General features: G+C 70.9%; 26 protein-coding genes. 15 read left to right on the forward strand and 11 right to left on the reverse strand.

Annotated elements, in window-relative coordinates:
* Positions 1-32: 32 nt before the first annotated feature.
* Positions 33-1,307, reverse strand: coding sequence for a hypothetical protein (locus ACIGA3_RS21790; RefSeq protein ID WP_399718107.1), 1,275 nt, complete (start codon positions 1,305-1,307; stop codon positions 33-35).
* 227 nt (positions 1,308-1,534) lie between these two features.
* Between ACIGA3_RS21790 and ACIGA3_RS21795 the strand changes: the two genes are divergently transcribed.
* Both ACIGA3_RS21795 and ACIGA3_RS21800 read left to right on the forward strand, forming a co-directional pair.
* On the forward strand, positions 1,535-3,649 hold the full coding sequence (locus ACIGA3_RS21795) for a HelD family protein (RefSeq protein ID WP_399718110.1): 2,115 nt from the start codon (positions 1,535-1,537) through the stop codon (positions 3,647-3,649).
* A 293-nt stretch (positions 3,650-3,942) separates the two neighbouring features.
* Positions 3,943-4,485, forward strand: coding sequence for a hypothetical protein (locus ACIGA3_RS21800; RefSeq protein WP_399718113.1), 543 nt, complete (start codon positions 3,943-3,945; stop codon positions 4,483-4,485).
* A gap of 165 nt (positions 4,486-4,650) precedes the next feature.
* Here the strand turns inward: ACIGA3_RS21800 and ACIGA3_RS21805 are convergent, their stop codons facing one another.
* Positions 4,651-5,325: a DUF5701 family protein gene (locus ACIGA3_RS21805; RefSeq protein ID WP_399718115.1), complete on the reverse strand. Its 675-nt coding sequence runs from the start codon at positions 5,323-5,325 to the stop codon at positions 4,651-4,653.
* Positions 5,326-5,413: 88 nt separating this feature from the next.
* Positions 5,414-6,106, reverse strand: coding sequence for a copper homeostasis protein CutC (locus ACIGA3_RS21810; protein ID WP_399718117.1), 693 nt, complete (start codon positions 6,104-6,106; stop codon positions 5,414-5,416).
* A gap of 472 nt (positions 6,107-6,578) precedes the next feature.
* Between ACIGA3_RS21810 and ACIGA3_RS21815 the strand changes: the two genes are divergently transcribed.
* The 5 genes from ACIGA3_RS21815 (at position 6,579) to ACIGA3_RS21835 (ending at position 14,870) form a co-directional block, all read left to right on the forward strand.
* Complete coding sequence (locus ACIGA3_RS21815) at positions 6,579-8,090, forward strand: N-6 DNA methylase (RefSeq protein WP_399718120.1); 1,512 nt, start codon at positions 6,579-6,581, stop codon at positions 8,088-8,090.
* Positions 8,087-9,289, forward strand: a complete 1,203-nt coding sequence (locus ACIGA3_RS21820) for a restriction endonuclease subunit S (RefSeq protein ID WP_399718123.1) — start codon at positions 8,087-8,089, stop codon at positions 9,287-9,289. Before ACIGA3_RS21815 ends, ACIGA3_RS21820 begins: the two co-directional genes overlap by 4 nt.
* A 181-nt stretch (positions 9,290-9,470) precedes the next feature.
* Positions 9,471-13,055: a DEAD/DEAH box helicase family protein gene (locus ACIGA3_RS21825; RefSeq protein ID WP_399718126.1), complete on the forward strand. Its 3,585-nt coding sequence runs from the start codon at positions 9,471-9,473 to the stop codon at positions 13,053-13,055.
* 38 nt (positions 13,056-13,093) lie between these two features.
* Entirely contained in the window at positions 13,094-13,738 is a 645-nt protein-coding gene (locus tag ACIGA3_RS21830) for an HD domain-containing protein (RefSeq protein WP_399718128.1), read from the forward strand.
* Between the two features lie 28 nt (positions 13,739-13,766).
* Positions 13,767-14,870, forward strand: coding sequence for a GNAT family N-acetyltransferase (locus tag ACIGA3_RS21835; RefSeq protein ID WP_399718131.1), 1,104 nt, complete (start codon positions 13,767-13,769; stop codon positions 14,868-14,870).
* A gap of 19 nt (positions 14,871-14,889) precedes the next feature.
* On the opposite strand, the gene ACIGA3_RS21840 is transcribed toward ACIGA3_RS21835, so the two are convergent.
* From ACIGA3_RS21840 to ACIGA3_RS21855, 4 genes are all read right to left on the reverse strand, one after another.
* Positions 14,890-15,351, reverse strand: a complete 462-nt coding sequence (locus ACIGA3_RS21840) for a pyridoxamine 5'-phosphate oxidase family protein (RefSeq protein ID WP_399718134.1) — start codon at positions 15,349-15,351, stop codon at positions 14,890-14,892.
* 182 nt (positions 15,352-15,533) lie between these two features.
* A complete protein-coding gene (locus tag ACIGA3_RS21845) occupies positions 15,534-16,412 on the reverse strand; it encodes a hypothetical protein (protein WP_399718137.1) in 879 nt (292 codons plus the stop codon).
* 106 nt (positions 16,413-16,518) lie between these two features.
* The gene (locus ACIGA3_RS21850) at positions 16,519-16,794 is read right to left on the reverse strand and encodes a DUF4031 domain-containing protein (protein WP_399718140.1); all 276 of its coding nucleotides are present in this window, start codon (positions 16,792-16,794) and stop codon (positions 16,519-16,521) included.
* Between the two features lie 13 nt (positions 16,795-16,807).
* A complete protein-coding gene (locus ACIGA3_RS21855; protein WP_399718143.1) occupies positions 16,808-17,203 on the reverse strand; it encodes a hypothetical protein in 396 nt (131 codons plus the stop codon).
* 55 nt (positions 17,204-17,258) lie between these two features.
* Here ACIGA3_RS21855 and ACIGA3_RS21860 point away from each other — a divergent pair, with 55 nt between their 5' ends.
* From ACIGA3_RS21860 to ACIGA3_RS21875, 4 genes are all read left to right on the forward strand, one after another.
* Entirely contained in the window at positions 17,259-18,164 is a 906-nt protein-coding gene (locus ACIGA3_RS21860; protein ID WP_399718146.1) for a MurR/RpiR family transcriptional regulator, read from the forward strand.
* 39 nt (positions 18,165-18,203) lie between these two features.
* Positions 18,204-19,130, forward strand: a complete 927-nt coding sequence (murQ, locus tag ACIGA3_RS21865) for an N-acetylmuramic acid 6-phosphate etherase (protein WP_399718149.1) — start codon at positions 18,204-18,206, stop codon at positions 19,128-19,130.
* Between the two features lie 227 nt (positions 19,131-19,357).
* Positions 19,358-20,806, forward strand: a complete 1,449-nt coding sequence (locus ACIGA3_RS21870; protein ID WP_399718151.1) for a PTS transporter subunit EIIC — start codon at positions 19,358-19,360, stop codon at positions 20,804-20,806.
* 45 nt (positions 20,807-20,851) lie between these two features.
* Entirely contained in the window at positions 20,852-21,070 is a 219-nt protein-coding gene (locus tag ACIGA3_RS21875; RefSeq protein WP_399718154.1) for a hypothetical protein, read from the forward strand.
* On the opposite strand, the gene ACIGA3_RS21880 is transcribed toward ACIGA3_RS21875, so the two are convergent.
* Positions 21,067-21,453, reverse strand: a complete 387-nt coding sequence (locus ACIGA3_RS21880; RefSeq protein WP_399718156.1) for a VOC family protein — start codon at positions 21,451-21,453, stop codon at positions 21,067-21,069. The two genes, ACIGA3_RS21875 and ACIGA3_RS21880, sit on opposite strands and share 4 nt — an antisense overlap.
* A 116-nt stretch (positions 21,454-21,569) precedes the next feature.
* On the opposite strand from ACIGA3_RS21880, the gene ACIGA3_RS21885 reads away from it, so the two are divergent.
* The gene (locus tag ACIGA3_RS21885) at positions 21,570-22,139 is read left to right on the forward strand and encodes a hypothetical protein (protein WP_399718159.1); all 570 of its coding nucleotides are present in this window, start codon (positions 21,570-21,572) and stop codon (positions 22,137-22,139) included.
* A 21-nt stretch (positions 22,140-22,160) separates the two neighbouring features.
* Positions 22,161-22,598, forward strand: coding sequence for a VOC family protein (locus ACIGA3_RS21890; RefSeq protein WP_399718160.1), 438 nt, complete (start codon positions 22,161-22,163; stop codon positions 22,596-22,598).
* Positions 22,599-22,662: 64 nt separating this feature from the next.
* Here the strand turns inward: ACIGA3_RS21890 and ACIGA3_RS21895 are convergent, their stop codons facing one another.
* The 3 genes from ACIGA3_RS21895 to ACIGA3_RS21905 all read right to left on the reverse strand — a co-directional run bounded on the left by ACIGA3_RS21895 (position 22,663) and on the right by ACIGA3_RS21905 (position 24,362).
* Positions 22,663-23,790: an NADH:flavin oxidoreductase gene (locus ACIGA3_RS21895; protein ID WP_399718162.1), complete on the reverse strand. Its 1,128-nt coding sequence runs from the start codon at positions 23,788-23,790 to the stop codon at positions 22,663-22,665.
* Positions 23,791-23,937: 147 nt separating this feature from the next.
* Positions 23,938-24,171, reverse strand: a complete 234-nt coding sequence (locus tag ACIGA3_RS21900; protein WP_399718163.1) for a hypothetical protein — start codon at positions 24,169-24,171, stop codon at positions 23,938-23,940.
* Positions 24,168-24,362 (reverse strand): hypothetical protein, encoded by a 195-nt coding sequence (locus ACIGA3_RS21905; protein WP_399718166.1) that lies wholly within the window; start codon positions 24,360-24,362, stop codon positions 24,168-24,170. Before ACIGA3_RS21905 ends, ACIGA3_RS21900 begins: the two co-directional genes overlap by 4 nt.
* A gap of 111 nt (positions 24,363-24,473) precedes the next feature.
* Here ACIGA3_RS21905 and ACIGA3_RS21910 point away from each other — a divergent pair, with 111 nt between their 5' ends.
* Positions 24,474-25,313: a helix-turn-helix domain-containing protein gene (locus tag ACIGA3_RS21910; RefSeq protein WP_399718168.1), complete on the forward strand. Its 840-nt coding sequence runs from the start codon at positions 24,474-24,476 to the stop codon at positions 25,311-25,313.
* Positions 25,297-25,503 carry a DUF397 domain-containing protein gene (locus ACIGA3_RS21915; protein ID WP_399718171.1) on the forward strand — a complete coding sequence of 69 codons (207 nt, stop codon included), beginning with the start codon at positions 25,297-25,299 and terminating at the stop codon, positions 25,501-25,503. Before ACIGA3_RS21910 ends, ACIGA3_RS21915 begins: the two co-directional genes overlap by 17 nt.
* Positions 25,504-25,510 lie beyond the last annotated feature (7 nt).

Here is a 25,510-nt window from a genome sequence, read left to right on the forward strand (position 1 = left end):
GCCCACCGCACCTGGCCCCCTAGGGGTGAGCGCTACGACCCGTCCGCGTGGACCGCGTACACGTATCGCTTCCCCGCGTACTCGCTGAGGTTCCAGATCACGGACTCGGCGAACGACCAGCCCGACGCGCCGCTGGTGTGATAGCTCAGGTCCTCGCAGCCGATGGCCAGGTTGCACACCGTGCTCGCGGTCGAGGCGCCCGAGGTGAAGGTGCGCAGCGCGCCCGTGCCGGAGGGGCCGTTGCTGACCGAGAGGTAGTGCTTGCTGTTGCGGGAGACGACGCCCTGGATCTTCTTCTGGGCGACCGTGACCGCCTCGCTCGGCGCGGCCGAGGACAGCTTGCGGGTGGTGTAGTCGAGGTCCCAGCGCACGACCTTGGGCGTGGTGGTGGGCGCGCCCGTACCGGTCCACGACGTGCCCGAGTAGTCGACGGCGCCGTCCTCGGAGTACTCGCTCACCACCAGGCTGTCCGGGGTGCTGGCGCGGTCGAGGCCGATCGCCGAATAGCGCAGGTACTTGCCCGTGTTGTCGTAGGCGCCGCTCTGCGGGAGCACGTACGCGTAGCCGTAGCCGTAGTACGCGCCGTCGACCAGGCCGCAGGAGTCCACCTGCGTGGTGTCGGCCTGGAAGAGGGTGTTGAGGTCGAAGACCCGGAGCCCCTTGTAGGTGTCGACGACGTACAGCAGGTTGCCGTACCAGAGGATGCCGCCGGCGTGCTTGCGTATGGGGTTGAAGGAGAACTCGCCGGTGTCGGTCTTCACCGGCTCGACCAGCAGTACGTGGCGGTAGGTGGGCGCGGAGGCGGAGTTGTAGTTGACGAAGGTCAGCCGCAGGCCCTTGTCGAGGGGGTAGTCGTCGACGCCGTTGCCGTCCGGGTCGGTCTCGAAGTACCAGGAGACCAGGACGGCCTTGTTGCTGCCGCCGTCGGGGTAGACGCCGTTGCCGTAGGCGTCGGCGCTGGTGGTGACGCCCTGCGGAATCCAGTAGTCGACGGCCTGGTCGCCGCTGTCCCAGGTGAAGCCGGCCTCGAACGCCTGGGACGTGCCGGGGGCGCTGGTCAGACGGGTGGCCTTGCGGTTGGTGTCGGCGAGGACGGCGGTGGCGTCGACCGAGGTGAGCTTGGTCGCCAGACCCGCGTTCAGGTCGGCGAACTCCCCGTAGGAGTTGGCCGTGCGGGCGGTGAGGGCGAACTGCGCCGGGTCGATCGTGGCGGCGTGCGCGGTGGCGGGCGCGAGGATGCTGCTCGCCGCTCCGACGAACGGTGCGGCGGCGATTCCCCGGAGAATACTTCTACGCGTCATGGACATGGCGCCGAACGTATGTCCCAGACGATCAGCCGCACAAGCACGTCAGTTCGACCACCGGCCGGCGCGGGACGGGATGCGGACGCCCCCGGATATTCATTGGCCTCTCCCCGCCCGCCCCGCCTACAATCTCCGCTCTTGCCCGCCTCCCCCTCGGAGTGCCGCCGCCCGGCCGGTAACCGGATGGCATCCCTCGTGATCACGCAGCAGGTTCAATCGGAGGCACTCCCTTGTCCGCGACCGCGCACGACCCGCTCGACGAATCCCGCGCCCCCCTGACCCGCGAGCGCGCCCACCTCGCCGGCTCACGGGCCGCCCTGCGCGCCATGCGCGAGGACGTGGAGGCGCTGGACATCAAGGACGTCACGGCGAACTGGGTCAACGCCGCGGTGCTGTCCCGCCAGATCGACGACCGGATCAAGGCGCTGGCCGACCTCAGCGACACCCCGCTGTTCTTCGGCCGCCTCGACTACCTGCACGCGCCGGGCGCCGAGCAGGCGGAGGGCGCGGAGGAATCAAAGGGGCGCGAAGCGCCTTCCTCGCAAGGGCGGCGGTGGGAGACGGGCGAGCGCTTCTACATCGGGCGCCGGCACGTCCACGACGCGGACGGCGACCCCATGGTCATCGACTGGCGCGCCCCGGTCTCGCAGCCGTTCTACCGGGCGTCCAAGAAGGACCCGATGGACGTCGGGCTGCGCCGCCGCTTCGGCTACACCGGCGGCGAGCTGACCGCGTACGAGGACGAGCATCTGTCGGACCCCTCGGAGGCGGCGGCCACCAGCAAGCTGCTCCAGCAGGAGATCGAGCGGCCGCGCGTCGGCCCCATGCGCGACATCGTCGCCACCATCCAGCCCGAGCAGGACGAGATCGTCCGCAGCGGGCTCGGCGGCACGGTGTGTGTGCAGGGAGGCCCCGGCACGGGCAAGACGGCGGTCGGCCTGCACCGGGTCGCCTATCTGCTCTACGCCCACCGGGAGCGGCTCGCCCGCACCGGCACCCTGGTCATCGGGCCGAACCGGTCCTTCCTCCACTACATCGAGCAAGTCCTGCCCGCTCTGGGCGAGTTGAGCGTCCAGCAGGCCACCGTGGACGATCTCGTGGCCCATGTGGAGCTGCGCGGCACCGACGAGGCGCGCACCGCCGTGCTCAAGGGCGACGCCCGGATGGCCGAGGTGCTGCGCCGGGCGCTGTACGCGCAGGTGACCCTGCCCACCGAACCGGTCATGGTGGTGCGCGGCTCACGGCGCTGGCGGGTCCCGGCGTACGAACTGGAGGAGATCGTCCGCGAGTTGCTGGCCCGCGAGATCCGGTACGGTGCCGCCCGCGAGGCGCTGCCGCAGCGGATCGCGCACGCGGTGCTGGTGCAGATGGAGCGGGCCGGGGAGGCGCCGGACGACCGGGTGCAGGACGCGGTCGCGCGCAACAGCGCGGTCAAGGCCGTCGTGAAGACCGTCTGGCCGCCGGCCGACCCGGCCAAGCTGGTGCTGCGGCTGCTGTCTGACGGGGAGTTCCTCGCCGAGCACGCGGCGGGCATCCTGGACGAGGACGAGCAGAAGGCCCTGCTCTGGGCCAAGCCGGTGCGCAGTGTGAAGTCGGCCAAGTGGTCCTCCGCCGACGCGGTGTTGATCGACGAGGCAACCGACCTGATCCAGCGCACGCACTCGCTCGGTCATGTCGTACTGGACGAGGCGCAGGACCTGTCCCCCATGCAGTACCGCGCGGTCGGCCGGCGCTGCACCACCGGCAGCGCGACCGTCCTCGGTGACCTCGCACAGGGCACCACCCCCTGGGCCACCCGGAGTTGGGACGAGGCGCTGGCCCATCTCGGCAAGGGCGAGGGCGTCATCGAGGAGCTGACGGCCGGTTTCCGCGTGCCCACGGACGTGATCACGTACGCGTCCCGGCTGCTCCCCCACATCGCCCCCGGCCTCACCCCGGTCGCCTCCGTCCGCGAGAACCCCGGCTTCTTCGAGGTGCGCGCGGTGGACGGTGTGACCGAAGTGGTCTTGGCCTGTGAGGAGTTGCTTCGCAACGAGGGCTCGACCGGTCTGATCGCCGCCGACGCCCGCGTGCCCGCGCTCGCCGAGGCCCTGACGGCGGCCGGGATCGGCTTCCTCGCGCCCGGTGAGGAGACCACCGATCAGACCAGGCTGACCCTGGTCCCGGCCTCGCTCGCCAAGGGCCTGGAGTACGACTACGTGGTCCTGGACGAGCCCCAGGCCGTGGTCGACGGCGAGCCCGACGAGCGCACCGGCCTGCGGCGGCTGTACGTCACGCTGACCCGAGCGGTCTCGGGGCTGATCGTGGCGCACACCGGGCCACTGCCCGCACAGCTCACCGCCTGAGGGGGCCGCAGCGGCGGCTGGATAGGGTGCTGAGCCTGTCCTCCCGCCATGTCCCGCCGAAAGGTCCCCTGTTGAGCGTGCCGCCACCCCCGCCCGTGCCCCCGCAGCCCTGTCCGGCCGGCCCCGGACAGGGGGTCCCTCACGGGTACGGACAGCCGGGCGCGGCCCCCTACGGGTACCCGCAGGTCCCTTACGGGCCCCCGCAGGCGGCCGGCCCTGTGGGGTGCCAGATGTGCGGCGCCGGGCCCGCCGCGCCGGTGACGGTACGCGGGCATCAGGGCATGGTCGTGATCATGCGGTCCCTGAAGCGGCAGGGGGTGCTCTGCCGGACCTGCGCGCTGTCCGTGTTCCGGGAGATGCAGGCCGAGACCCTGGTCGCGGGCTGGTGGGGGCTGTTGTCGGTACTCATCACGCCCTTCGTCCTGCTGTCCAACCTCAGCACGCTGTCGAGCATCCGGAGCATGCCCGCACCGGTCACACCGGGCTGGCGGCCGCCGCTGGACCCCGGAAAACCGGTGTTCCGGCGCCCGGCCGGGGTGCTGGCCCTGGTTCCGCTGGGGCTACTCGGGCTGCTGGTCACGCTCGTCACCGGGCTCATGTTCTCCGGGCTGGTGCCCGACCTGAGCGGCGAGAAGACCAACCTGACGTCCGGCTCCTGCGCCCGCAACGACGGCAGCTGGACCGAGCCGGACCTGGAGACCGTGCCCTGCGACTCCGACGACGCCCAGTTCCGCGTCGTCGACCCGACCGAGGAGGGGTGCGCGGACGGCGACTACCTCGCCCGGCCCTCGGACAGCGCGGACGGGATCGGCCGGTGCCTGCGGCCGGTGCGCTGAGGGCGGACCGCGCCCGCCCGGGTCAGGCCCCGGCGGGCTCCTCGGCCTGCCGGGCGTCCCGCACCACCCGCTGAATCCCACCGGGCGCCCAGAGCCTCCGCTGCGACAACCGCGCGACCACGCGCCCCAGCTCACGTGTTCTACAGGGCGCGCTGGAGTTTCCCCCTAGGGGTTCAGCCCCCGCCGCTCCGTCCCCGAGGCGAACCCCAGCCATGTGTGCCGGTTGCCCGCCCAGCACCAGCCCACCTTGGGAGCGTCGCGCCGTTCCCGTCCGTCCCGGCCGGTGCCGTTGCTGATCCAGAGCGCCGGGGTACGGGCGTCCAGCGTGCCGTTGGGCTTGCGCAGCCGGGAGCCGATGGTCATGAAGCAGTGATTGCGCTCCAGTACGTCCGGCTGCTGCACCACCCAGTGGATGCCCTCGGTGAGCAGCAGCGGCGTACGGGACCCGGCGGTGAGCGCGGGCAGCGCCTCGTCCGGGCTCCAGTTGGCCATCTCGTCGCCCCGCTCGACCCCGCCGACCAGGTACAGCGGGGTGTCCGGCAGGTCGATGGTGTCGAGCGGCGCGAAGAGGTCGACGTCGGTCATGTCGGTGACGACGAACCCCGGCCTGTCCCGGCGCCGGAGCAGCGGCGCGAGTGCGGAGGCGGGGGCGCGGTCGGGGTGGACGGCGAGGAGGGCACCGTGGCCGGTCTCCCCGAGCCCCTCGGCTGCCGTCCGGACCTCGGCGGCCGACAGTCCCGCGATCTCGTGCACCCCCAGCTCGATCAGCCGCTCGGCCTGGGCGTTCAGCGAAGGAAGCGAGGGAAGGACGGCGGAGGTGGCGTGCGTGGTCTCGGACACGATGCTCCCAACGACAGCGGTGTGCACGGGCGCAGGCCCAACGAACCGCCCTCCCGGAACATTCCCGACCGCCCCGGGCCTCGCGGCCCTACTCCCCGTCCAGCATCCCCCGCCACACCCCGACCGCCTCCGCGCACACCGGCCCTGTCCACCCCTGTGGACGGGCCGCGCCGCCGATGTGGAAGGCGTCGATGCCGGCCGACCGCAGCGCGGGCACGTGTTCGAGGCGCAGTCCGCCGCCGACCATGATCCGGGGCTCGTAGCCCGGTGTGCCGGTGTGCGCGGCCTCGGCCGTCAGCGTGGGCAGCCCCTCGTCCACGCCCGCCGCCGCGCCCGCCGTCAGGAAGGTGTCCAGGCCGGGGAGGCCGCACAGCCGCTTGCGCAGCGCGTCGCGGTCGGCGGCGCGGTCGATCGCGCGGTGGAAGGTCCACGGGCTGCCGTCGAGCGCGTCCACGACCCGCTCGACCGCCGCGAGGTCCACGTCCCCGGCCGGGTCGAGGAAGCCCAGGACGAACTGGTCGGCGCCGGCCTCCCGCAGCTCGGCGGCCGTGCCGGTCAGCCGGTCGAGGTCGCCCGCCGCGAACCCGTCCGTCAGCCGCAGCATCACGCGCAGGTCGATCGGTACGGCGGCCCGGATCGCGGCCACCACGGCGGGCTCGGGGCTGAGCCCGTCCGCCGCCATGTCGGTGACCAGCTCCAGCCGGTCCGCGCCTCCCGCCTGGGCGGCGACCGCGTCCTCGACCCCGAGAGCGATCACCTCCAGGACCGCACGCTTGCTCATGCGACTCCTTCCGCCGATGTTCCCAGGACGGGTACAGGTCTAGTCCAATCTCAGGGTACGCCGGAGCGACATCACGCTGTAACCACGGCGCCCCCGAGAGTGCTCAACCGCCCAGCTGGACGTCTGAGGCTTCCCGTATGGGGCCGAGGTGAACGACACAGTGACCCTGCTCGTAGGCGAGCGCGCCACGGACGCGGTGACCCACGACTGTGTCTCCGGCCGCGATTTTCGCTGAGCCTGGTACTTGCCCCCACCGCAGATATCGTCTGTGTCGAGGGCAGTGACCCTCGGGACGCCCCCGGCCCCGGCTCTGCACCCTCAGGATGGGTGGAAGCCGGGCCGCGCAGCGAGGCTCTCGGCCCAACCAGGTGACCGTATTGCTGTGCCGTGAGCGGTACAGCTCCCAACAGAGGCGCTCCGGGGTCTCCCGCATCGGCCACCGTTGTCACTGCCGAGCCGTAAGATTTCGCGTGTGATTACGGGCGAGCTGAAGAGCAAGGTTGACCGCGTCTGGGACGCGTTCTGGTCGGGCGGCATCTCCAACCCGCTGGAGGTCATGGAGCAGATCACGTACCTGCTCTTCATCCGACGTCTGGACGAACTGCAGACGATCAAGGACAGGATGACCAACCGGGGCATCCCTGACACCAGCCCCTTCTTCACCTCTGAGCAGCAGGACCTGCGCTGGAAGAACTTCAAGGACGCCGAGTCGGCGCGGATGTACGAAACGGTCGCCGAGAAGGTCTTCCCTTACTTGCGCGCACTGGGGGGCGACGACTCCACGTACTCGCACCACATGAAGGACGCCCGCTTCACGATCCCCACGCCCAACCTCCTGTCCAAGGTCGTCCTCCTGCTGGAGGGCATCCCGATGCGGGACAAGGACACCAAGGGCGATCTGTACGAGTACATGCTCGGCAAGATCGCCTCGGCGGGGCAGAACGGGCAGTTCCGTACGCCTCGGCACATCATCCAGCTGATGGTCGAGATGATGGAGCCGAACCCGCGCGACGAGATCTGCGACCCCGCGTGCGGCACGGCAGGCTTCCTGGTGAACGCCTCCGAGTACATGCAGCGGGTGCACCGGGACGACCTCTTCGAGGCCGAGAACCAGCACCACTTCAACAACAGCATGTTCCACGGCTTCGACTTCGACTCGACCATGCTCCGCATCGGCTCGATGAACATGCTCATGCACGGCGTCGAGAGCCCGGACATCCGCTACCGCGACTCCCTCTCGCAGAGCGCGGGCGAGGAGACCGATCGCTACTCCCTGATCCTCGCGAACCCGCCCTTCGCCGGCAGCCTCGACTACGAGACGACCTCCTCGGATCTGCTGAAGATCGTCAAGACCAAGAAGACCGAGCTTCTCTTCCTGGCCCTCCTCCTCAAGCTCCTCAAGCCGGGCGGCCGGGCCGCGGTCATCGTCCCGGACGGCGTCCTCTTCGGCTCGACGAAGGCACACAAGGAGCTGCGCCGCATGCTGGTCGAGGAGCAGAAGCTCGACGCGGTGGTGAAGCTCCCGTCCGGCGTCTTCAAGCCGTACGCCGGTGTCTCCACCGCCATCCTCTTCTTCACGAAGACGGACTCGGGCGGCACGGACGAGGTCTGGTTCTACGACGTCCAGGCGGACGGCTTCAGCCTGGACGACAAGCGCAACCCGCTGTTCACGGAGGACCGTCTGGGCGTGGGCGTGACCGGCCTCACGGCCGAGGAACACGCCAGGAACAACCTCCCGGACATCTTGGCCCGCTGGAAGCGCCGCACCACCGACGAACGCGACCGTACCCGCACGGACCAGAGCTTCTGCGTCCCGAAATCCGACATCGCCGCCCAGGGCTACGACCTCTCCCTGAACCGCTACAAGGAGATCGTCCACGAGGAGGTCGTGACTCGGGCGCCGCTGGAGATCTTGGATGAGCTGGAGAAGTTGAACACGGAGATCGAGGCGGGTACGGCGCAGCTCAAGGAGATGCTGGGATGACGCGACGAGCCCTGAAGGATCTCGTCACGCCTGTGCAGACCCTGAATCCCCAGAGCGACTTCGACGGCAAGTTCACCTACATCGATATCTCTTCCCTGGACCAGGGGACGAAACGCGTCGTCGGGGCACGTTCGGTCCCGAGTGACGAGGCACCGAGTCGGGCACGACAGCTCGTGCGCGCGGGAGACATCCTGGTCTCCACCGTCCGCCCGAACCTGAACGCCGTCGCCGCCGTACCGGCCGAACTGGACGAAGCGATCGCGTCCACGGGTTTCTGCGTTCTGCGCCCCGGGCCCGACCTCGACTCGGGCTACCTGAAGCACTGGGTCATGACGTCCGAATTCGTTTCCTCCATGGTGCGTCAGGCGACCGGCCAGAGTTACCCGGCGGTCTCCGACCGGATCGTGAAGCAGTCGACGCTGCCCGTTCCGAGCGTGGAGCGGCAGCAGCAGATCGCCGCCGTCTTGGACCAGGTGAATGCCCTGCGCGCCAAGCGCCGCCAGGCCATCACCCTCCTCGACGACCTCACTCAGTCCATCTTCCTCGACATGTTCGGCGATCCGGCAACAAACCAGCGGGGATGGCCTACAGGCTCAGTGGCCGATCTCGTCAAAAGATTCGAAACCGGCAAGAATCTGGCGCCCGGCGATGAGGGTGAAGGTAAGTTCCGCGTCCTGAAAGTCAGCGCTGTGACTTCAGGGGAATTCAATCCCGAAGAAAGCAAGCCACTCCCCGTCGATTACACGCCTCCCGCCGCCCACATGGTGAAATCCGGAGACCTTCTATTCAGTCGAGCGAACACCGAAGAGCTGATCGGTGCTGTCGCTCTTATTGAGGTCGACCACAGCAACCTTGCGCTTCCTGACAAGCTGTGGAGATTCACCTGGAAAGATCCCGATCACGCACACCCTCTATATATTCGCCAGTTGTTTCGGCAGGGAGAATTTCGTCGGCAGGTTCGCGAAAGGTCATCCGGCACCAGCGGGTCCATGAAGAATATCTCCCAGGCCAACGTCCTCTCAATCGAGTGCGGAATCCCTCCCCTGGACCTTCGAAAAAGGTTCTCGGAGCGCGCTGCCGAAATCGACGCCCTCCGATCGGTGCAGCGTTCCCATCTCGCCGCCCTCGACGAGCTCTTCATCTCCATCCAGCAGCGCGCCTTCTCCGGCACCCTCTGGGATCATGAAGCCGCCGCGTAGGGACTGACAGGACCGCGCGTCACCGAACCACGCACTGCCCGGACGCCGTCCTTCACCGCAACCGCCCGCCGACTGGTCGGCGTCCGGGTAACTAGACAGTCGCACCACGTCACACAGGTCACTGCGTGCGTAGCCGCCAGGGAAGGCGCACGCGCCACAGGGGGAAGGGGCCCGCTCCGTCATGGGCACAGAGGGACACGGGAACGGCCAGGAGCAGAGCAACAGTCGGAACGAGCGGAACGCGAAGGAAGCCCGGACCGTCGGCGCCGCCCACAACGTCGGTCAGCCGCAGAGCAACTTCCTCTTCCTCCGCGACGAGTGGCCCGCCCTCTACGACGAAGCCCTCCGCGCCGAGCGGCTCGCCCACGCGGACCCCCGCACCTCCTGCTTCTACGCCCGCCGAGTCCTCGAGCTCGCCGTGCACTGGATGTACGAGAAGGACTCCGCGCTGCGCCCTCCGTACCAGAACGACCTGAGCGCGATGCTCAACGAGCCGAGCATGCGGAATCTCGTCGGGCCGACACTCAGCGCGAAGATGGACCTCATCCGGCGCCAGGGCAACTACGCCGTGCACCGTCCGGCTCCGGTCCAGGCGAAGGACGCGGTGCGGACGGTCGCCGAGCTGTTCCACGTCTTCTACTGGTTCGCCCGCACCTACGCGCCCGACCCGGCCACCGCTCCCGCCTCCGGCGTGCAGTTCGACACTCAGCGCATTCCGCGTCCCGTTCCCGCCGAGGTCCGGCTGCGTCGCCAGGCGGAGCTGAAGAAGCAGGCCGAGGAGGATCAGGCGCGTTGGGACGCCCAGGCCAAGGAACTGGCCGAGGAGCGCGCGAGGGGCGCGCAACTCGCTTCCGAGGTGGCCGAGCTGCGCACCCGCGTCACCGAGCTCCGCAAGGCCAACGAGGCCCGCCCCGACACCCACGACTACGACGAGGCCACCACCCGCGACCTGTTCATCGACCTCCTCCTCAAAGAGGCCGGCTGGGACCTCACCGACGAGCGCGACCGCGAGTTCCCGGTGGACGGTGCGCCCGGGGGGATGAGCAAGTCGGGCAAGGGTTACGTGGACTACGTCCTGTGGGGCGACGACGACCGGCCCCTCGCCGTCGTAGAAGCCAAGCGCACCCGTGTCGACGCCCGCGCGGGCCGCCAGCAGGCCGAGCTCTACGCCGATGCGCTCCAAGCCGTGTACAACCAGCGGCCGGTGATCTTCTACACCAACGGCTACGAGACCTACCTGTGGGACCAGTGGGACAAGAAGAACGGCTATCCGCCCCGCAGGGTGCAGGGCTTCCGCACCAAGGACGAGCTGCACTGGCTGATCCGCCAGCGTGCCGGCCGGCTCGCCCTGAAGTCGTCCAACGTCAACCAGGGCATCGCCGGCCGTCCCTATCAGTTGCAGGCCATCCAGCGCGTCAGTGAGAGTTTCGAGCGGGAGAAGCGCCGCCGCGCCCTGCTCGTCATGGCGACCGGCACCGGCAAGACCCGCACCACCGTGGCCTTCGCCGAGCTCCTTCAGCGCGCGGGCTGGGCGCGGCGCATCCTCTTCCTGGCCGACCGACAGGCTCTCGTCAACCAGGCCGTGCGCGCGTTCAAGGAGCATCTGCCGAACAGCGTGACGGTCAACCTCCTCACCGAGAAGAAGACCGACGCCCACGTCTACGTCTCGACCTACCCGACGATGATGAACCTGGTCAACGAGATCACGGAGGACGGCCGCCGTCGTTTCGGGCCGGGCTTCTTCGACCTCATCGTCATCGACGAGGCCCACCGCTCCGTCTACGACAAGTACGGGGAGCTCTTCGACTACTTCGACAGCCTTCTGCTGGGGCTGACGGCCACCCCCAAGGACGACGTCGACCACAACACCTACCAGCTGTTCCAGCTTGAGGACGGCATCCCCACCGACTCCTACAGCCTGGACCAGGCGGCCACGGACGGCTTCCTGGTGAAGCCGAACGTCGTCGACGTCCCCTTCGACTCCTTGCGTCGCGGCTTCCGCTACGACGACCTCACCGAGGAGCAGAAGGAAGCCTGGGACAACCTGGAGTGGACCGAGGACGGGCAGGTTCCGGACGAGGTCTCCGCGGACGAGGTCAACCGCTTCCTGTTCAACCGGCCGACCATCGACAAGGCCCTTGAGGTCCTGATGCGGCACGGCCTGCGCGTTGAGGGCGGAGACCGGCTCGGTAAGACGATCATCTTCGCTAAGAACAGCACGCACGCTCTGGCCATCGAGGAGCAGTACAACCTCAACTACCCGCAGGGCGCGGGCAACCACGCCCGTGTCATCACCTACCAGGAGAAGAACCCCCAGCAGCTCATCGACGACTTCTCCGACCCGGCCAAGGCCCCGGACATCGCCATCTCCGTCGACATGCTGGACACCGGTATCGACGTGCCCGAGGTGCTGAACCTCGTTCTGTTCAAGCCGGTGTACTCGCGGACGAAGTTCTGGCAGATGATCGGGCGCGGTACCCGGCTGTGCGCGGACGTCTACGGGCCCGGCCGCGACAAGGACGGTTTCCACGTCTTCGATCTGTGCGGCAACGCAGAGTTCTTCAACCAGGAGCTCGACCGCGCCCCGGCCCGGCAGGCTCCGACGCTCACCGAGAGGCTCCTGCAGCGCCAGCTCGACCTCATCCGGGCGCTGGACCGACGCCAGGCTCCCGACCCTGCGCAGGACGGCGGCCCGGACGCGGTCGACACTGAGGCGTCGCTGCGCTGGGCGGCCGCACGCCGCCTCCACGAAACCGTGCGGGGCATGAACCTCGACAACTTCCTCGTACGACCGCACCGTCGTCATGTCGAGTCGTTCGGTGGCGACTTCGCGACCTGGCACCGCATCGACGACGACGACGCGCACGCGCTGAGCGAGGACGTCCTCGGCCTGCCGTCCGACTACTGGCCCGAGGGCGAGGACAAGGGCGAGGAGGCCAAGCGCTTCGACCTGATCGCCTACCGCCTCCAGCTCGCGGCCTTGGAGGGGGGCTCCGACTACACGCGCCTGCGCGGCCAGGTCCAGGAGCTCGCCCAGGACCTCCTCGGCAAGACCAACATCCCCGTGATCCGGGACCAGGTGTCCCTGCTGGAGGCCATCACCGATGATGCGTGGTGGCAGAACGTGACCGTCCCGATGCTGGAGCACGTGCGGCGCCGCGTGCGCGGCCTGGCCCATCTCGTCGACACGCCGGCCGCCCGGAAGATCGTCTACACGGACATAGCGGAAGGCCACGGGACGCTGTCGGAGGTCGAGCTCAAGGGGCTCCCCGTCGGCACGGACGAGGAACGCTTCAAGCAGAAGGCACGCGTCTACCTCCAGAGCCACCGCGAGCAGGAGGCCGTCCGCAAGCTGCGGGAGAACGAGCAGATCACCACCGAGGACCTCACCACCCTGGAAGAGCTCTTCCTCGCCGAGGGAATCGCCTCTGCCGAAGACCTGGACCAGAAGCGCGCGGCCGACGGCGGCCTCGGCGTGTTCCTGCGCCGCATCGGCGGCATGGACAAGACTGCCGCACAGGAGGCGTTCTCCGGCTTCATCGCCGAGCACGATCTCTCGGCAGACCAGATCGACCTGATACACCTGATAGTCCGCTACGTCGCAGCCAACGGACTCATCGCCGTCCGGGACCTGTACGAGAACGCCCTCTTCAGCACCCGCGGGATGATCGACGACCACTTCACCGACGGCCAAGTCGACGCCCTGGAGATCGTCTTCCGGACTCTGCGAGCCCGTGCGATTCCGGATACGGATCTTGCCGCGTGAGCACACTCGACAGGGGCCTCGGCGGAGACAATGGCCCTATGGCCGACCTAGATGCCTTGCGCCTCCGCTTCGCCCGCGCCCTCGAAGCCGCCCGCGCGCCGGGCGAGGGCCCGGACCCGGCGCCGTACGCCGCCAACCTGATCGCCCGCTGGGAGGAACCGCAGCGGCGCTATCACACGCTCGCCCACCTCACGGCGGTCCTCGACCGGGTCGACGCGCTGGCGGAGTACGCCGACGACCCCGACCTCGTGCGGCTGGCGGCCTGGTTCCACGACGCGGTGTACCTGCCCGAACGGTCGGAGAACGAGGAGCGCTCCGCGCGGCTGGCCGAGCGCGCGCTGACCGAGGCCGGGGTGCCGGAGGCGAAGGTCGCGGAGGTGGCCAGGCTGGTCCGGCTCACCGTCGGCCACGACCCGGCCGAGGACGACCGGAACGGCCAGGTGCTGTGCGACGCCGACCTGGCGATCCTCGCCTCGGCGCCCTCCGCGTACGCCGCGTACACGGCCGAGATCCGCGAGGAGTACCACTTCGTGCCGAACGATGCCTTCCACGAGGGACGTTCTGCGGTGCTGAGTCAACTCCTGGACCTGCCAAGGCTGTTCCACACCCCTTACGGGTCGGAGCACTGGGAGGCGACGGCTCGCTGGAACCTCGCGGGAGAGCTGGAAATGCTGTCGCTCTGAGTCAGGGCACACCCCTAGGGTTCCGTGTATGCGAGCGATGAGCGGTGACCAGGTGACCGAGGCCGTGCGCGGCTGCGTGACGACGCTGCGCGCGGCCGTGGACCGCGACTGGACCGCCGTCCGCGCCGGAAGCCTGGAGTGGGACTGCCACGCCACCGCCGTGCACGTCGCCGAATGCCTCCTCGCCTACGCCGGCAACCTCGCCGGACACGCGCGGGACGCCTACGTCCCCTTCGAACTGCGCCTGGACGACGGCACCGGCAACGACGGCCTGCTGCACGTCATCGAGACCACCGGCGCTCTGCTCGCCGCCGCGGTGAACACCGCCTCGCCCGACGTCCGCGCCTTCCACCCGTACCCGTTCCGCAGCGCCGACCGCGAGGGCTTCGCCGCGATGGGCGTGGCCGAGGTGCTGCTGCACACCCACGACATGGCGCAGGGGCTCGGGCTGGAGTACGCGCCCGCCGAGGGCCTCGCCGAATCCGTACTGACCTGGCTCTTCCCGCACGTCCAGCCCGGCCCGGAAGCCTGGCCGACCCTGCTGTGGGCGACCGGCCGGGGCGAGCTGGCGGGCCGCCCGGAGGTCGACAGCTGGCGCTGGCACAACAACCTCGTGCTCCCCGCCGACCGTCTCACCCTGACCGGCCTGCGCCCGGCCGCCGCCCGCGACCTCCGCCTGGGCGGCGACGGCGGCCTCACCTGGCTCGGCGGCGCCCCCTACGAGGGCACCCGCGAGGCGGCCGGCTTCATGGTCAAGGCGTACGAAGCGGGCGTCCACCGCCCCGACTTCGGCGTCTTCACCCTCGTCCGCGACGAGGACGGCCTCGCGGTCGGCGGCATCGGCTTCCACGGCACCCCGGACACCGAGGGCCGCGTGGAGATCGGCTACGACCTCGTCCCCGAGGCCCGCGGCCACGGCTACGCCACGGAGGCCGTCCGCGCCCTCACCACCTGGGCCCTGTCCCGCGACGACGTCCACACGGTCACCGCCACCGTCGAATCCGACAACACCCCCTCCCAACGCGTCCTGGCCCGCGCCGGCTTCCACCGCGCGGCCACAGAACAGGAACAGACGGCCCGCGAGGAACACGGCATGGAGAGCGGGCTGCGGCTGTACGTGTACACGGGCTGACCGCGGGATTCCGCCCGGGCTACCCCACCCACACCCCGTCCCGCATGATCACCCGCCCGCGCAACTCCCGCTCGCCCCGCCAGGCGCGTACCGTCGTCGGCTCGACGCGGAGGTAGACGTAGCCAGCCTCCTCCGTGCGCGGGTCCCAGCCGAACTTGGCCATGAACGCGTCAGCGGCATCCGCCGGTGCCTCCTCCGCCGGATGCAGCTCCGCCACTCCTTGCAGCAGCACCACGTCAAAGGTGTCCGGCAACGACAGGCGTACCCGTGGCTCCTCGCCTACATTGCGGGCGGTCGCGGAAGTTGCGCCTGTGCACATCCAGAGCGCCTCACCATCCCAGGCGAACCACAGCGGCACCTGGTGCGGGCCGTGGGTGGGGTGGGAGGTGGACAGCCACACGTCGCGCTCCGTGCCGAGCCGGTCCAGGGTGTCGCGCCTGCGCTCCGCCGGGTCGCGGCGCGTGATCTCCGTAGCTCGCATGGAGATCACGCTAGACAGCACGTCCGGGGCGCGCATCGGGCGCTGGTCCTAGGCCCCCTTGATGGGACCACATGCGGCTGTGGCCGGGCCAGGTGGGCGGGTCGATTGAGAGGAGCGCCCCCTAACAGGCCCTCGCGCCCGCCGGACAGCACGCGTCCGTCGATGACGCTGGAACTTGCGGCTCACCAAGAAGGGGGTTCCACCGGAGACCGGTCAGATGCCCTGCTGCGCAGCTCGGCGGCCCAGGCGCGCAGGGGACCGGCGAGGTCGGGGTTGTCGCCCCGGTCCACGGTCTGGAGGAGCATGGCGCACACGGTGGCCTCGGCGGCCAGGGCATCCCGGCCCCCGAGGATCGGGGAGGCGGTGCGGACACGGGCGGCTACGGCAGGACGGCTCAGCGAATAGGCGTAGAGCATGGCGGCGTCGAATCCGGCCGGGGCGTTCCCCCAGCCCTCCCAGTCCAGGATGTGCAGCGGTGCGGCGGTGAGGTTGGCCCAGTGCAGGTCGGCGTGGGCGGTGGTCCAGCGGAGCGCGGCGGGGGCGGGGATGCCGATGAACCGGGGGATGGCCCGTTCCATGTACTGGGTGCGGACGGCGAGGCGGTCGGTGGGGGTGTCGGCAAGCATGTCGAGGGTGTGGGTGAGGTCGCTCCACCAGGTGTCCGGCAGGTCGAGGTCCTGACGCAGGTCCGGCGTGGCGGACAGTACGGGGGCGTCGATCCGGACGGACAGCTCCGCTCGGTAGGCGGTGCCTTCCTCGGTGGTGTCGTGCAGGCCGAGCAGGGCGGGGCGGCGGCCGCCGAGGTCTCCGAGGGCGAGTTCGGCGGTGGCCGCGCCGTCCCAGAGTTTGCCGGTGGCCTTGTCGGCGGGGGCGGCGGCCAGGCGCAGCCACGCCGGCCGGCCGGTGGCGGTGCGGGCGGGGGCACCGAGGGTGCGCCCGGCCCAGCCCCAGAACTCGGCACCGGGCTCGCGGTCCAGCTCGGCGCCCAGGGCGTGTGCGGCGCGCTCGTGGTGGGCGCGCATCGCGGTCTCGACGGTGGGGTCAGGCGGAGGTGAGTACACCGACGATCTCCCGTAACCGGCTGGTGTCCAGCAGGGGTTGGGCGACCGCGGCGGCCGCCTCCGCCCAGTGTGGCGCACTGGAGGCGGCGACGTGGATGCCGTGTGATCACGCTCCCTGGGCCCGCTGCCCCTTACGCCTGCGCAACCCCGCCCCATGCAACAGCCGCACCACCTCCCGGCTCCGCACCTCCACCGCCCCCGCCGCCACCGCGTCCGCGTACCGGTGGGCCGGGATGTCGTAGTGGTCGCGTTCGAAGGCGCGCGGGGGTACGCCGAGGGCCGCCGCGAAGAGGTGCAGCTCGGCGTACGAGACGTCGCTGACCAGGTGGGACCAGAGGCGGCCGTGGCCGGGCCAGGTGGGTGGGTCGATGTAGATGGTCACGTGGAAGCGGCCGTCACTTGGGGGTGTTCCCGCCCAGCGCCTTGGCGAGGGAGCCGACGGCGGCGACGTCCACGCCCGCCTCGTGGCAGACCCAGTGCGGGTCGGGGCCGAGTTCCGGTTCCACGTCCAGCGCGTGCGGGTCGCCCGTCGCGCAGGCCGGGCACAGCGGCCAGCGGCCCTGCCGGTCCAGCAGCGCGTCCTGTACGTCCTGCGCGACCAGCCCGGCGACGAAGTCGGCGCCCTCGGGCCACTGCTCGACCCACCAGCGGCGCTGCGCGAGCGACTCCTCCACCAGCGAGACCACGTCCGCCTCGGCCACCTCGCTCGCCATCAGGTCGGCGAGCACCAGCGCGCGGGCCGCGTGCAACGCCTGTTCGAGCGGGCTGACGGGATCTGTGGCGTCGTCCATGCACCCATTGTGCGCACTCTTGCCCCGCCTGCCGAACCGGAAATATCTTTCAGGGGTGACCCAGGACGTGAAGGAAACTTTCGGGAGTCCCGGCGGCTCGCTCGCCGCCAAGGTGCGCACCCTCACCCCGTCCATGACCCGGTCCATGCAGCGCGTCGCGGCGGCCGTGGCCGGCGACCCGGCGGGCTGCGCCGCCCTCACGGTCACCGGGCTCGCGGAGCTGACCGGCACCAGCGAGGCCACGGTCGTCCGCACCGCCCGCATCCTCGGTTACCCCGGCTACCGCGATCTGCGGCTCGCCCTCGCCGGGCTCGCGGCCCGGCAGGAGTCCGGGAGCGCCCCCGCGATCACCACGGACATCGCGGTGGACGACCCGCTGACCGACGTCGTCGCCAAGCTGGCCTACGAGGAGCAGCAGACCCTCGCCGACACCGCCGCCGGACTGGACACCGCCCAGCTCGGCGCGGCCGTCACCGCGCTGGCCACTGCCCGCCGTACCGATGTGTACGGGATCGGGGCGTCCGGCCTGGTCGCGCAGGACCTCACCCAGAAGCTGCTGCGGATCGGGCTGGTCGCGCACGCGCCGGGCGATCCGCACCTCGCGGTGACCAACGCGGTGCAGCTCCGCGCGGGTGACGTGGCCATCGCCATCACCCACTCGGGCTCGACCGGCGACGTCATAGAACCGCTGCGCACCGCCTTCGAGCGCGGCGCCACCACCATCGCCATCACCGGCCGTCCCGACTCGCCGGTCACCCAGTACGCCGACCACGTGCTGACCACCGCCACCTCCCGCGAGAGCGAGCTGCGGCCCGCCGCGATGTCCTCCCGTACGAGTCAACTCCTCGTGGTGGACTGCCTGTTCGTGGGCGTGGCGCAGCGGACGTACGAGAACGCGGCCCCCGCTCTGGCCGCGTCGTACGAGGCGCTGGCCCATCGGCACCGGAGCGCGACGCGTTAGCTTGATTCGTTCGGACCCGACCGGAAAGAGCCGCACCAGATGACCGACTCACTTCGCCTGCAGAGCGAGCTGGCCACCCTGACCACCGAGGCGTTCCGGCCGGAGCTGGCCGGGATCGACCAGTTGCCCACCCTGGACATCGCCCGGCTGATGAACGGCGAGGACACCGGCGTCCCCGCGGCCGTCGCCGCCCGGCTGCCCGAGATCGCCGCCGCCGTGGACGCCATCGCCGTCCGCATGGAGCGCGGCGGGCGGCTGATCTACGCCGGTGCCGGTACGGCCGGACGGCTCGGCGTGCTGGACGCCTCCGAGTGCCCGCCCACCTTCAACACCGCCCCCGGCCAGGTCGTCGGCCTCATCGCGGGCGGACCGGGCGCGATGGTGAACTCCGTGGAGGGCGCCGAGGACTCCACCGAGCTGGCCCGCGCCGACCTGGACGCGCTGAAGCTGACCCCGGAGGACTCGGTGGTCGGCGTCTCCGCGTCCGGGCGTACCCCGTACGCGGTCGGCGCGGTCGAGCACGCCCGCGCGGCCGGAGCCCTCACGGTGGGCCTGTCCTGCAACGCGAACAGCGCCCTGGCGGCCGCCGCCGAGCACGGTATCGAGGTGGTCGTCGGCCCCGAGCTGCTCACCGGCTCGACCCGGCTGAAGGCGGGCACGGCGCAGAAGCTGGTGCTGAACATGCTGTCGACGATCACGATGATCCGCCTCGGCAAGACGTACGGGAACCTGATGGTCGACGTCCGCGCCTCCAACGCCAAGCTCCGGGCGCGTTCCCGGCGCATCGTGGCGCAGGCGACGGGCGCGGAGGACGCGGAGATCGAGCGGGCCCTGACCGAGGCGGACGGCGAGGTGAAGACCGCGATCCTGATCCTCCTGGCCGGGGTGGACGGTCCCACGGCGACCCGGCTGCTGGAGGAGTCCGGGGGCCGGCTGCGGACGGCTTTGGCGAACGCGCGGGCGTAGGCGGGGCAAGGCGTACGGCCGCCCGGCTGCTGGAGGAGTCCGACGTCAGGCCGGCCAGGAGCCCCCGCGAACGCACGACCGTGAGCGGACCAACACGCACGGCCGCCTGCGGGTGCCCCTCGCGGACGCGCGGCCGTAGGCCGGGCACGCGTACGGCCGCCCTCCTTACGGAGGAGTCCCGCGCGCCGCACCGGCGGCCCCGGCCCTCCGGCGCGCACGCTCGGAGGGTGCGCAACGACTCCGCCACCGCCTCCGACGTGCTCGCCCTCACGGGCGGCCCCGCCAACATCACCCATGTCACCCACTGCCTCACCCGCCTCCGCCTCACCCTGACCGACCCGGCCGCGGTGGACGAGGAGTCGCTGCGGGCGCTGCCCGGCGTGCTCGGGGTGATCGGGGCGGGGACGCCGTCGCTCCAGGTCGTCCTGGGACCGGGGGTGGTCGGGGAGGTCACGGCGGAGGTGGAGCGGCAGCTCGCGACGGCGGCGCGCGCCGGGGGCGTACGGGCGGGGGCGGGCGCCGTCGAAGCGGGGATGGGTACGGGACCCTCGGCCACCGGCCCGGCGGCCGCTCCCCCGCCGGCAGAAGCCCGCGCCCCGAAGAAGGGCCCTGTCGCAGCCGCACTCCGCCGAGTCGCCAACGTCTTCGTCCCCCTCATCCCCGCCCTCATCGGCTGCGGCATCATCGCCGGGGTCAACGGGCTGCTCACGAACGCCGGTTGGCTCCCCGGCCTCACCCCCGCCCTGGCGGCCATCGCCTCCGGCTTCATGGCCCTGATCGCGGTGTTCGTCGGCTACCAGACCGCGAAGGAGTTCGGCGGGACTCCGATCCTGGGCGGTGCCGTCGCCGCGGTCGTCGTCTATCCGGGCGTGGCGAAGGTGACCGCGTTCGGCGTGCACCTCTCCCCCGGCCAGGGCGGTGTCCTCGGCGCGCTGGTGGCCGCCCTGCTGGCGACGCGGGTCGAGAAGTGGTGCAGGGGCCGCCTGCCGGGCGCGCTGGACGTCCTGCTCACCCCGACCGTGACCGTCCTGGTCGCGGGCCTGGCCACGCTGTACGGCCTGATGTACGCGGCCGGAGCCGTCGCCACCGCGATCGGCACCGGCGCGAACTGGCTGCTCACCACCACCGGCGCGTTCGCGGGCCTGCTCCTCGGCGGCCTCTTCCTCCCCCTGGTCATGCTGGGCCTGCACCAGGCCCTGATCCCCATCCACACCACGCTCATCGAGCAGCAGGGCTACACCGTGCTGCTCCCCCTGCTGGCCATGGCGGGCGCGGGCCAGGTCGGCGGCGCGCTCGCGGTGTACGTACGCCTGCGCCACGACACCACCCTGCGCACCACGATCCGCTCGGCGCTCCCGGCGGGCCTGCTGGGCGTGGGCGAGCCCCTGATCTACGGCGTCTCACTCCCCCTCGGCCGCCCCTTCATCACCGCCTGCGTGGGCGGGGCGGCGGGCGGCGCGTTCGTCGGCTTCTTCGCCATGCTCGGCCAGAAGGTCGGCGCCACCGCCATCGGCCCCTCCGGCTGGGCCCTCTTCCCCCTCCTCACCGGCAACCAGGGCCCCGCCCCGGCCATCGCCATCTACGGCGGCGGCCTCCTGACGGCCTACGCGGTGGGCTTCGCCGCGACCCTCGCCTTCGGCTTCCCGAGAGGTACGACGCCTCTGCCCGCCGAATGAACTCCGGCATCGTGACGCCCGCCCCTCCCCCTCGTTGCCCCTGACATGAAGAAGCTGCTGTTCGCCACGCTCGCCGTCGCCGCCTCGTCCGCCGCGCTGGCCGCCCCCGCCCACGCCGCCGCCGACGACCACTGGACGGCCGAGGACACGACCCGCTGCGCGGCGGACCTGGCCGTGGCCCCCGTGGTCAAGGCGGTCTCCCCGCTGCCGCTCGCCGAGCAGGCCCCCGCCTGCGGGAAGGGGAGCCTGCTGCACCACGGTTAGGCGTACTGGGCGAGCTGGATCAGATTGCCGCAGGTGTCGTCCAGTACCGCGATGGTGACCGGCCCCGCCTCCACCGGCTCCAGGGTGAAGCGCACCCCGAGCGCGCGCAGCCGGTCGTACTCGGCGCGCACATCGTCCACGGCGAAGGCGGTGGCCGGAATGCCGTCGCCGTGCAGGGCGGACGTGTACGGCTTGGCCGCGGGGTGGGCGTCCGGCTCCAGCAGCAGTTCGGTGCCGCCGGGCTGCTCGGGCGAGACCACGGTCAGCCACCGGTACTCGCCGAGCGGCACGTCGGCCTTCTTCACGAAGCCCAGCACCTCGGTGTAGAAGCGCAGCGCCTTCTCCTGGTCGTCGACGAAGACACTGGCCAGATTGATCCTCACGGGCGGGCCCTCCGGGGTCGGGGAAGCGTACGGCGGCCCGCGCGGGCGGACCCGGACAGATCCTCGCGCATTCCGTCCCCACCCGCCCGCACTCGCGCGGGTGAGAAGCTGGACGCATGAATCACGCCCAGCTCACCGCGCTCGGCCGTGCTCTCCGGCTCGTCGGGGAGCACGGTGAGGCGCTGACCGCCGATTCCCCGGACTCCCGGCTGCACGAGGTCAAGGCCGATCTGCGCCGCGCGCTGGACCTGCTGGACGAGAGCGTCACGGCCGGCGTCCCCACCACCCGCTGCCCGGAGCACCCGCAGGGCCCGGTGGACGAGAGCGCGCAGGACCTCTGCCTGCTGTGCGAGACCCGCAGGAGGGCCGCCCGCCGCGCCGAGTACGGCGGCCAGGGCCGGGGCCCGGAGGCCCCCGCGACCTCCCCCTCCCGCTACGGCGTCCGCGCCGACCGCCCCCAGCCTCAGCAGCGCTGGCTCCCTGAAGCGTGGAACGGCCGCGAGTGGCAGCTCTGCGGCACCCCGCGCCGGGACCGCCACGAGGCGGAGGCATACCTCGCCGCCGCCCGCCGGGGCTCGCGCCCGGCGATGGCGTACCGCCTGGTCCACGAGTTCACCGACTACGAGGTGCTGCGGGTGTGGGGCACACCCGCACAGGTCGACATCGAACCCATGGGAAACCTGTAGGCAGACCGGAGGCGGAGAAACATGGATCAGCAGGTCAGCATTGTCACCCTGGGCGTCGGGGATCTGGCGGAAAGCCGCCGCTTCTACAGCGAGGGCCTCGGCTGGACCCCGCTGCTCGACCTGGACGAGATCGTCTTCTACCAGGTCGGCAAGGGCCTGGCCCTGGCCCTCTTCCCCCTGTCCGACCTGGCCGCCGACACCGGCGCCCCGGCCACCCCCGGCACCCCCTTCACCCTCGCCCAGAACCTCGGCTCCCCCGCCGAGGTCGACGCGGCCGTGGCCCGCGCCCGCGAGGCCGAGGCGAACGTCCTCAAGGAGCCCCAGCGGGCGGCCTTCGGCGGCTACCACGCCTACTTCACCGACCCGGACGGCCACCGCTGGGAGATCTGCCACAACCCCGGCTGGTCGGTGTCGGAGGACGGCACGGTACGGCTGACCGCGGTGGACCCGGAGAGCTGAAGCCCGAGGGCAACACAAAGGCGCCGGGCGGGAGTTCACCCACCCGGCGCCTCACAGAAGAGCCTCAGCTGAGAGAGCCCAGCGCGGCAGCGTCGTACGCCTTCAGCTCGTCGGACCGGCCGGCGAGCACCTTGGCCGCCCACTCCGGGTCCTGGAGCAGGGCGCGGCCGATGGCGACCATGTCGTACTCCTCGCGCTCCAGGCCGTCGAGGAGGTCCTCGATGCCCTTGACCGCGGAGCCCTCGCCCTGGAACGCGCCCATGAAGTCGCCGTCCAGGCCGACCGAGCCGACGGTGATGACGGGCTTGCCGGTGATCTTCTTGGTCCAGCCGGCCAGGTTGAGGTCGGAGCCGTCGAACTCGGGCTCCCAGTAGCGGCGGGTGGAGGCGTGGAAGACGTCGACACCGGCGGCGGACAGCGGCGCGAGGATCGCCTCCAGCTCCTCCGGGGTCTCGGCGAGGCGCGCGGTGTAGTCCTGCTGCTTCCACTGCGAGTAGCGGAAGATGACGGGGAACTCGGCCGACACCCGCTCGCGCACGGCCGCGACGATCTCCGCCGAGAACTGGGCGCGGGCGACCGGGTCGCCACCGTAGGCGTCGGTGCGGCGGTTGGTGCCCTCCCACAGGAACTGGTCCAGCAGGTAGCCGTGCGCGCCGTGGAGCTCGACACCGTCGAACCCGATGCGCTCGGCGTCGGCGGCGGCCTGCGCGAAGGCGCCGATGACGTCGTCCACGTCGGACTGCGTCATGGCCTTGCCCTTGGGCTCGGCGCCCTCCTTGTGGATGCCGGACGGCCCCACGGCGGGAGCCTCCGCGAACGGCGGCTCACCCTCGCGGCGGACCATGCCGATGTGCCACAGCTGCGGGACGATCGTGCCGCCCGCCGCGTGCACGTCCTGCGCGACCTTCGCCCAGCCCGCGAGCTGCTCCTCACCGTGGAAACGCGGCACGCTGTCGCTCTGACCGGCCGAGTCGTGCCCGACGTACGTACCCTCGGTGACGATCAGGCCGACACCGTTCGCGGCACGGCGGGAGTAGTACGACGCCACGTCCGCACCGGGGATGCCGCCCGGCGAGAACATCCGGGTCATCGGCGCCATCGCGATCCGGTTCGGCACGGTCAGGCCGTTGAGGGTGATCGGGCGGGACAGGAGCTGGGCCGCGCGGGAGGCGGCGGACGTCGGTGCGGTCACGTGGGGGCTCCTCGGGAGAACGGTGTCGTATAGACCGGCTGGTATGTGAGCACGCAATGGTGCACCTAGTGAAACAACTGGTCCACGCGGCTCTGCATTCCGTCCCACTGGAACGGGCGAGTGTGACCCCGGCCACGCGCGCCGCTCTCAGCCCAGCTCGACCCGCCGCCGGGCGTCCCGGTTCAGCAGCCGGACGCGCTCGCGGAGTACGTCGGCGGGGGCGGCTTCGCCGAGGTGCTCCGGCGGTACGTCCCACTCCCGGCCGCCGCCGAGGGGCCGTAACTGGACGCGACCGCCGACCCGGCCCATGACCTCCCCGAGCCGACCGTCCCGCGCGTCCTGCGCGTACGCGCCGACGGCTGGGGCGTCCCCCTCCCTCACTCGCCCCGCTCCGTGAGCGCGGCGGCGAGGCGGGAGGCGACGTCGAGGTTGCAACTGCCGAGGTCGACAAGGGTGTTGCGCCCGCCGTAGACCTCGGTCACGGGGTCGACGCGCAGCGAGGGCAGCACGATGCCCGCGTCGCGCAGGGCGGCGCGGAGCCGCTCGACCGCTTCGTCAGCCGTATCCGTCATGTCAGTTCCTCCACGCTGAGTGTTGTTGTTCTGCACACAGAGTGGCGGCGACGCTTCTAGCCTGGCCAGAGAGGCAGTGCCAACAACCTCGCCTGTAGGACAGGAGCCGCGATGCCAGGACCGAAGGACCTCGACCCGTCGTCATCACCGCGAGCGATGATCGGGGCGGAGTTGCGCCATGCGCGGGAGCGGATGGGGTTGAGCCAGGACCAGTTGGGCCAGCTCTTGTTCGTGAGCGGATCGTTCATCGGCCAACTGGAGGCCGGGACGCGCCGGATGCAGCCGGAGTACGCGCGCATGCTGGACGAGGCGCTGGATACGGGGGATTTCTTCACGCGCAACTGTGGGGCGGCGGCGAAGTCCAAGTATCCGGAGCACTTCGCGGAGGCGGCGGAAGTGGAGGTACAGGCCACGGCGATCAGGGAGTACTCACCCTTGCTCATCCCCGGACTACTCCAGACCCCGGAGTACGCACGAGCCGTGTTCCGCGCCTACCGCCCAACGGAGCCTGAGCGGCAGCTCGATGAACTGGTGTCGGTTCGTATGGCCCGAGCGGCCCTCCTCGACGATCCAACAGAGCTGGTGTTGTGGGTTGTATTGGACGAGGCGGCTCTACGTCGCGTGACGGGTGGACGGCCGGTGATGGCGGAGGCCGTGCGCCATCTGGCCGACGTGGCCCGGCGGCATCGGGCGATCGTGCAGGTCCTGCCGTTCGAGGCCGGTGCACACACCGCGATGGAGGGCCCCATCAGGCTTATGGACTTCGTGGACGCTCCGCCATTGGTCTACTTTGAGGGGGTGGGCACCGGACGGCTGGAGGACGACCCCTCTACCGTCAGGCATCGCCAGCGCACCTTCGAGTTGCTCGCGGCCTGTGCCCTCTCACCAGCCAAGTCCCTTGTTCTACTTGATGCGGTGGCACAGGATTACGCGCATGAGAAACACCCCTGAGCCCGGCCCGGACCCCGCTACCTGGCGCAAGTCGACGTACAGCGGCGGCAGCGGCGGTAACTGCCTGGAGGTAACCGACGCCCACCCCGCCCTCATTCCGGTCCGCGACTCCAAGACCCCCCTCGGCCCGAAGCTCGCGTTCCGGCCGGAGGCGTGGTCGACGTTCGTGGAGAACCTCAAGCACGCCTGACCGATTG

This window comes from Streptomyces sp. NPDC085596 (assembly GCF_044541565.1).
In the GTDB taxonomy this organism is placed as follows: Bacteria; Actinomycetota; Actinomycetes; order Streptomycetales; family Streptomycetaceae; genus Streptomyces.

Bases quoted from the DNA above. Each gene is read 5' to 3' on its own strand.
- ACIGA3_RS21790 (WP_399718107.1), bottom strand. From the start codon at position 1,307: ATGTCCATGACGCGTAGAAGTATTCTCCGGGGAATCGCCGCCGCACCG.
- ACIGA3_RS21800 (WP_399718113.1), top strand. From the start codon at position 3,943: ATGCGGTCCCTGAAGCGGCAGGGGGTGCTCTGCCGGACCTGCGCGCTG.
- ACIGA3_RS21810 (WP_399718117.1), bottom strand. From the start codon at position 6,106: ATGAGCAAGCGTGCGGTCCTGGAGGTGATCGCTCTCGGGGTCGAGGAC.
- ACIGA3_RS21820 (WP_399718123.1), top strand. From the start codon at position 8,087: ATGACGCGACGAGCCCTGAAGGATCTCGTCACGCCTGTGCAGACCCTG.
- ACIGA3_RS21825 (WP_399718126.1), top strand. From the start codon at position 9,471: ATGGGCACAGAGGGACACGGGAACGGCCAGGAGCAGAGCAACAGTCGG.
- ACIGA3_RS21830 (WP_399718128.1), top strand. From the start codon at position 13,094: ATGGCCGACCTAGATGCCTTGCGCCTCCGCTTCGCCCGCGCCCTCGAA.
- ACIGA3_RS21835 (WP_399718131.1), top strand. From the start codon at position 13,767: ATGCGAGCGATGAGCGGTGACCAGGTGACCGAGGCCGTGCGCGGCTGC.
- ACIGA3_RS21840 (WP_399718134.1), bottom strand. From the start codon at position 15,351: ATGCGAGCTACGGAGATCACGCGCCGCGACCCGGCGGAGCGCAGGCGC.
- ACIGA3_RS21855 (WP_399718143.1), bottom strand. From the start codon at position 17,203: ATGGACGACGCCACAGATCCCGTCAGCCCGCTCGAACAGGCGTTGCAC.
- murQ (WP_399718149.1), top strand. From the start codon at position 18,204: ATGACCGACTCACTTCGCCTGCAGAGCGAGCTGGCCACCCTGACCACC.
- ACIGA3_RS21875 (WP_399718154.1), top strand. From the start codon at position 20,852: ATGAAGAAGCTGCTGTTCGCCACGCTCGCCGTCGCCGCCTCGTCCGCC.
- ACIGA3_RS21885 (WP_399718159.1), top strand. From the start codon at position 21,570: ATGAATCACGCCCAGCTCACCGCGCTCGGCCGTGCTCTCCGGCTCGTC.
- ACIGA3_RS21890 (WP_399718160.1), top strand. From the start codon at position 22,161: ATGGATCAGCAGGTCAGCATTGTCACCCTGGGCGTCGGGGATCTGGCG.
- ACIGA3_RS21905 (WP_399718166.1), bottom strand. From the start codon at position 24,362: ATGACGGATACGGCTGACGAAGCGGTCGAGCGGCTCCGCGCCGCCCTG.
- ACIGA3_RS21910 (WP_399718168.1), top strand. From the start codon at position 24,474: ATGCCAGGACCGAAGGACCTCGACCCGTCGTCATCACCGCGAGCGATG.
- ACIGA3_RS21915 (WP_399718171.1), top strand. From the start codon at position 25,297: ATGAGAAACACCCCTGAGCCCGGCCCGGACCCCGCTACCTGGCGCAAG.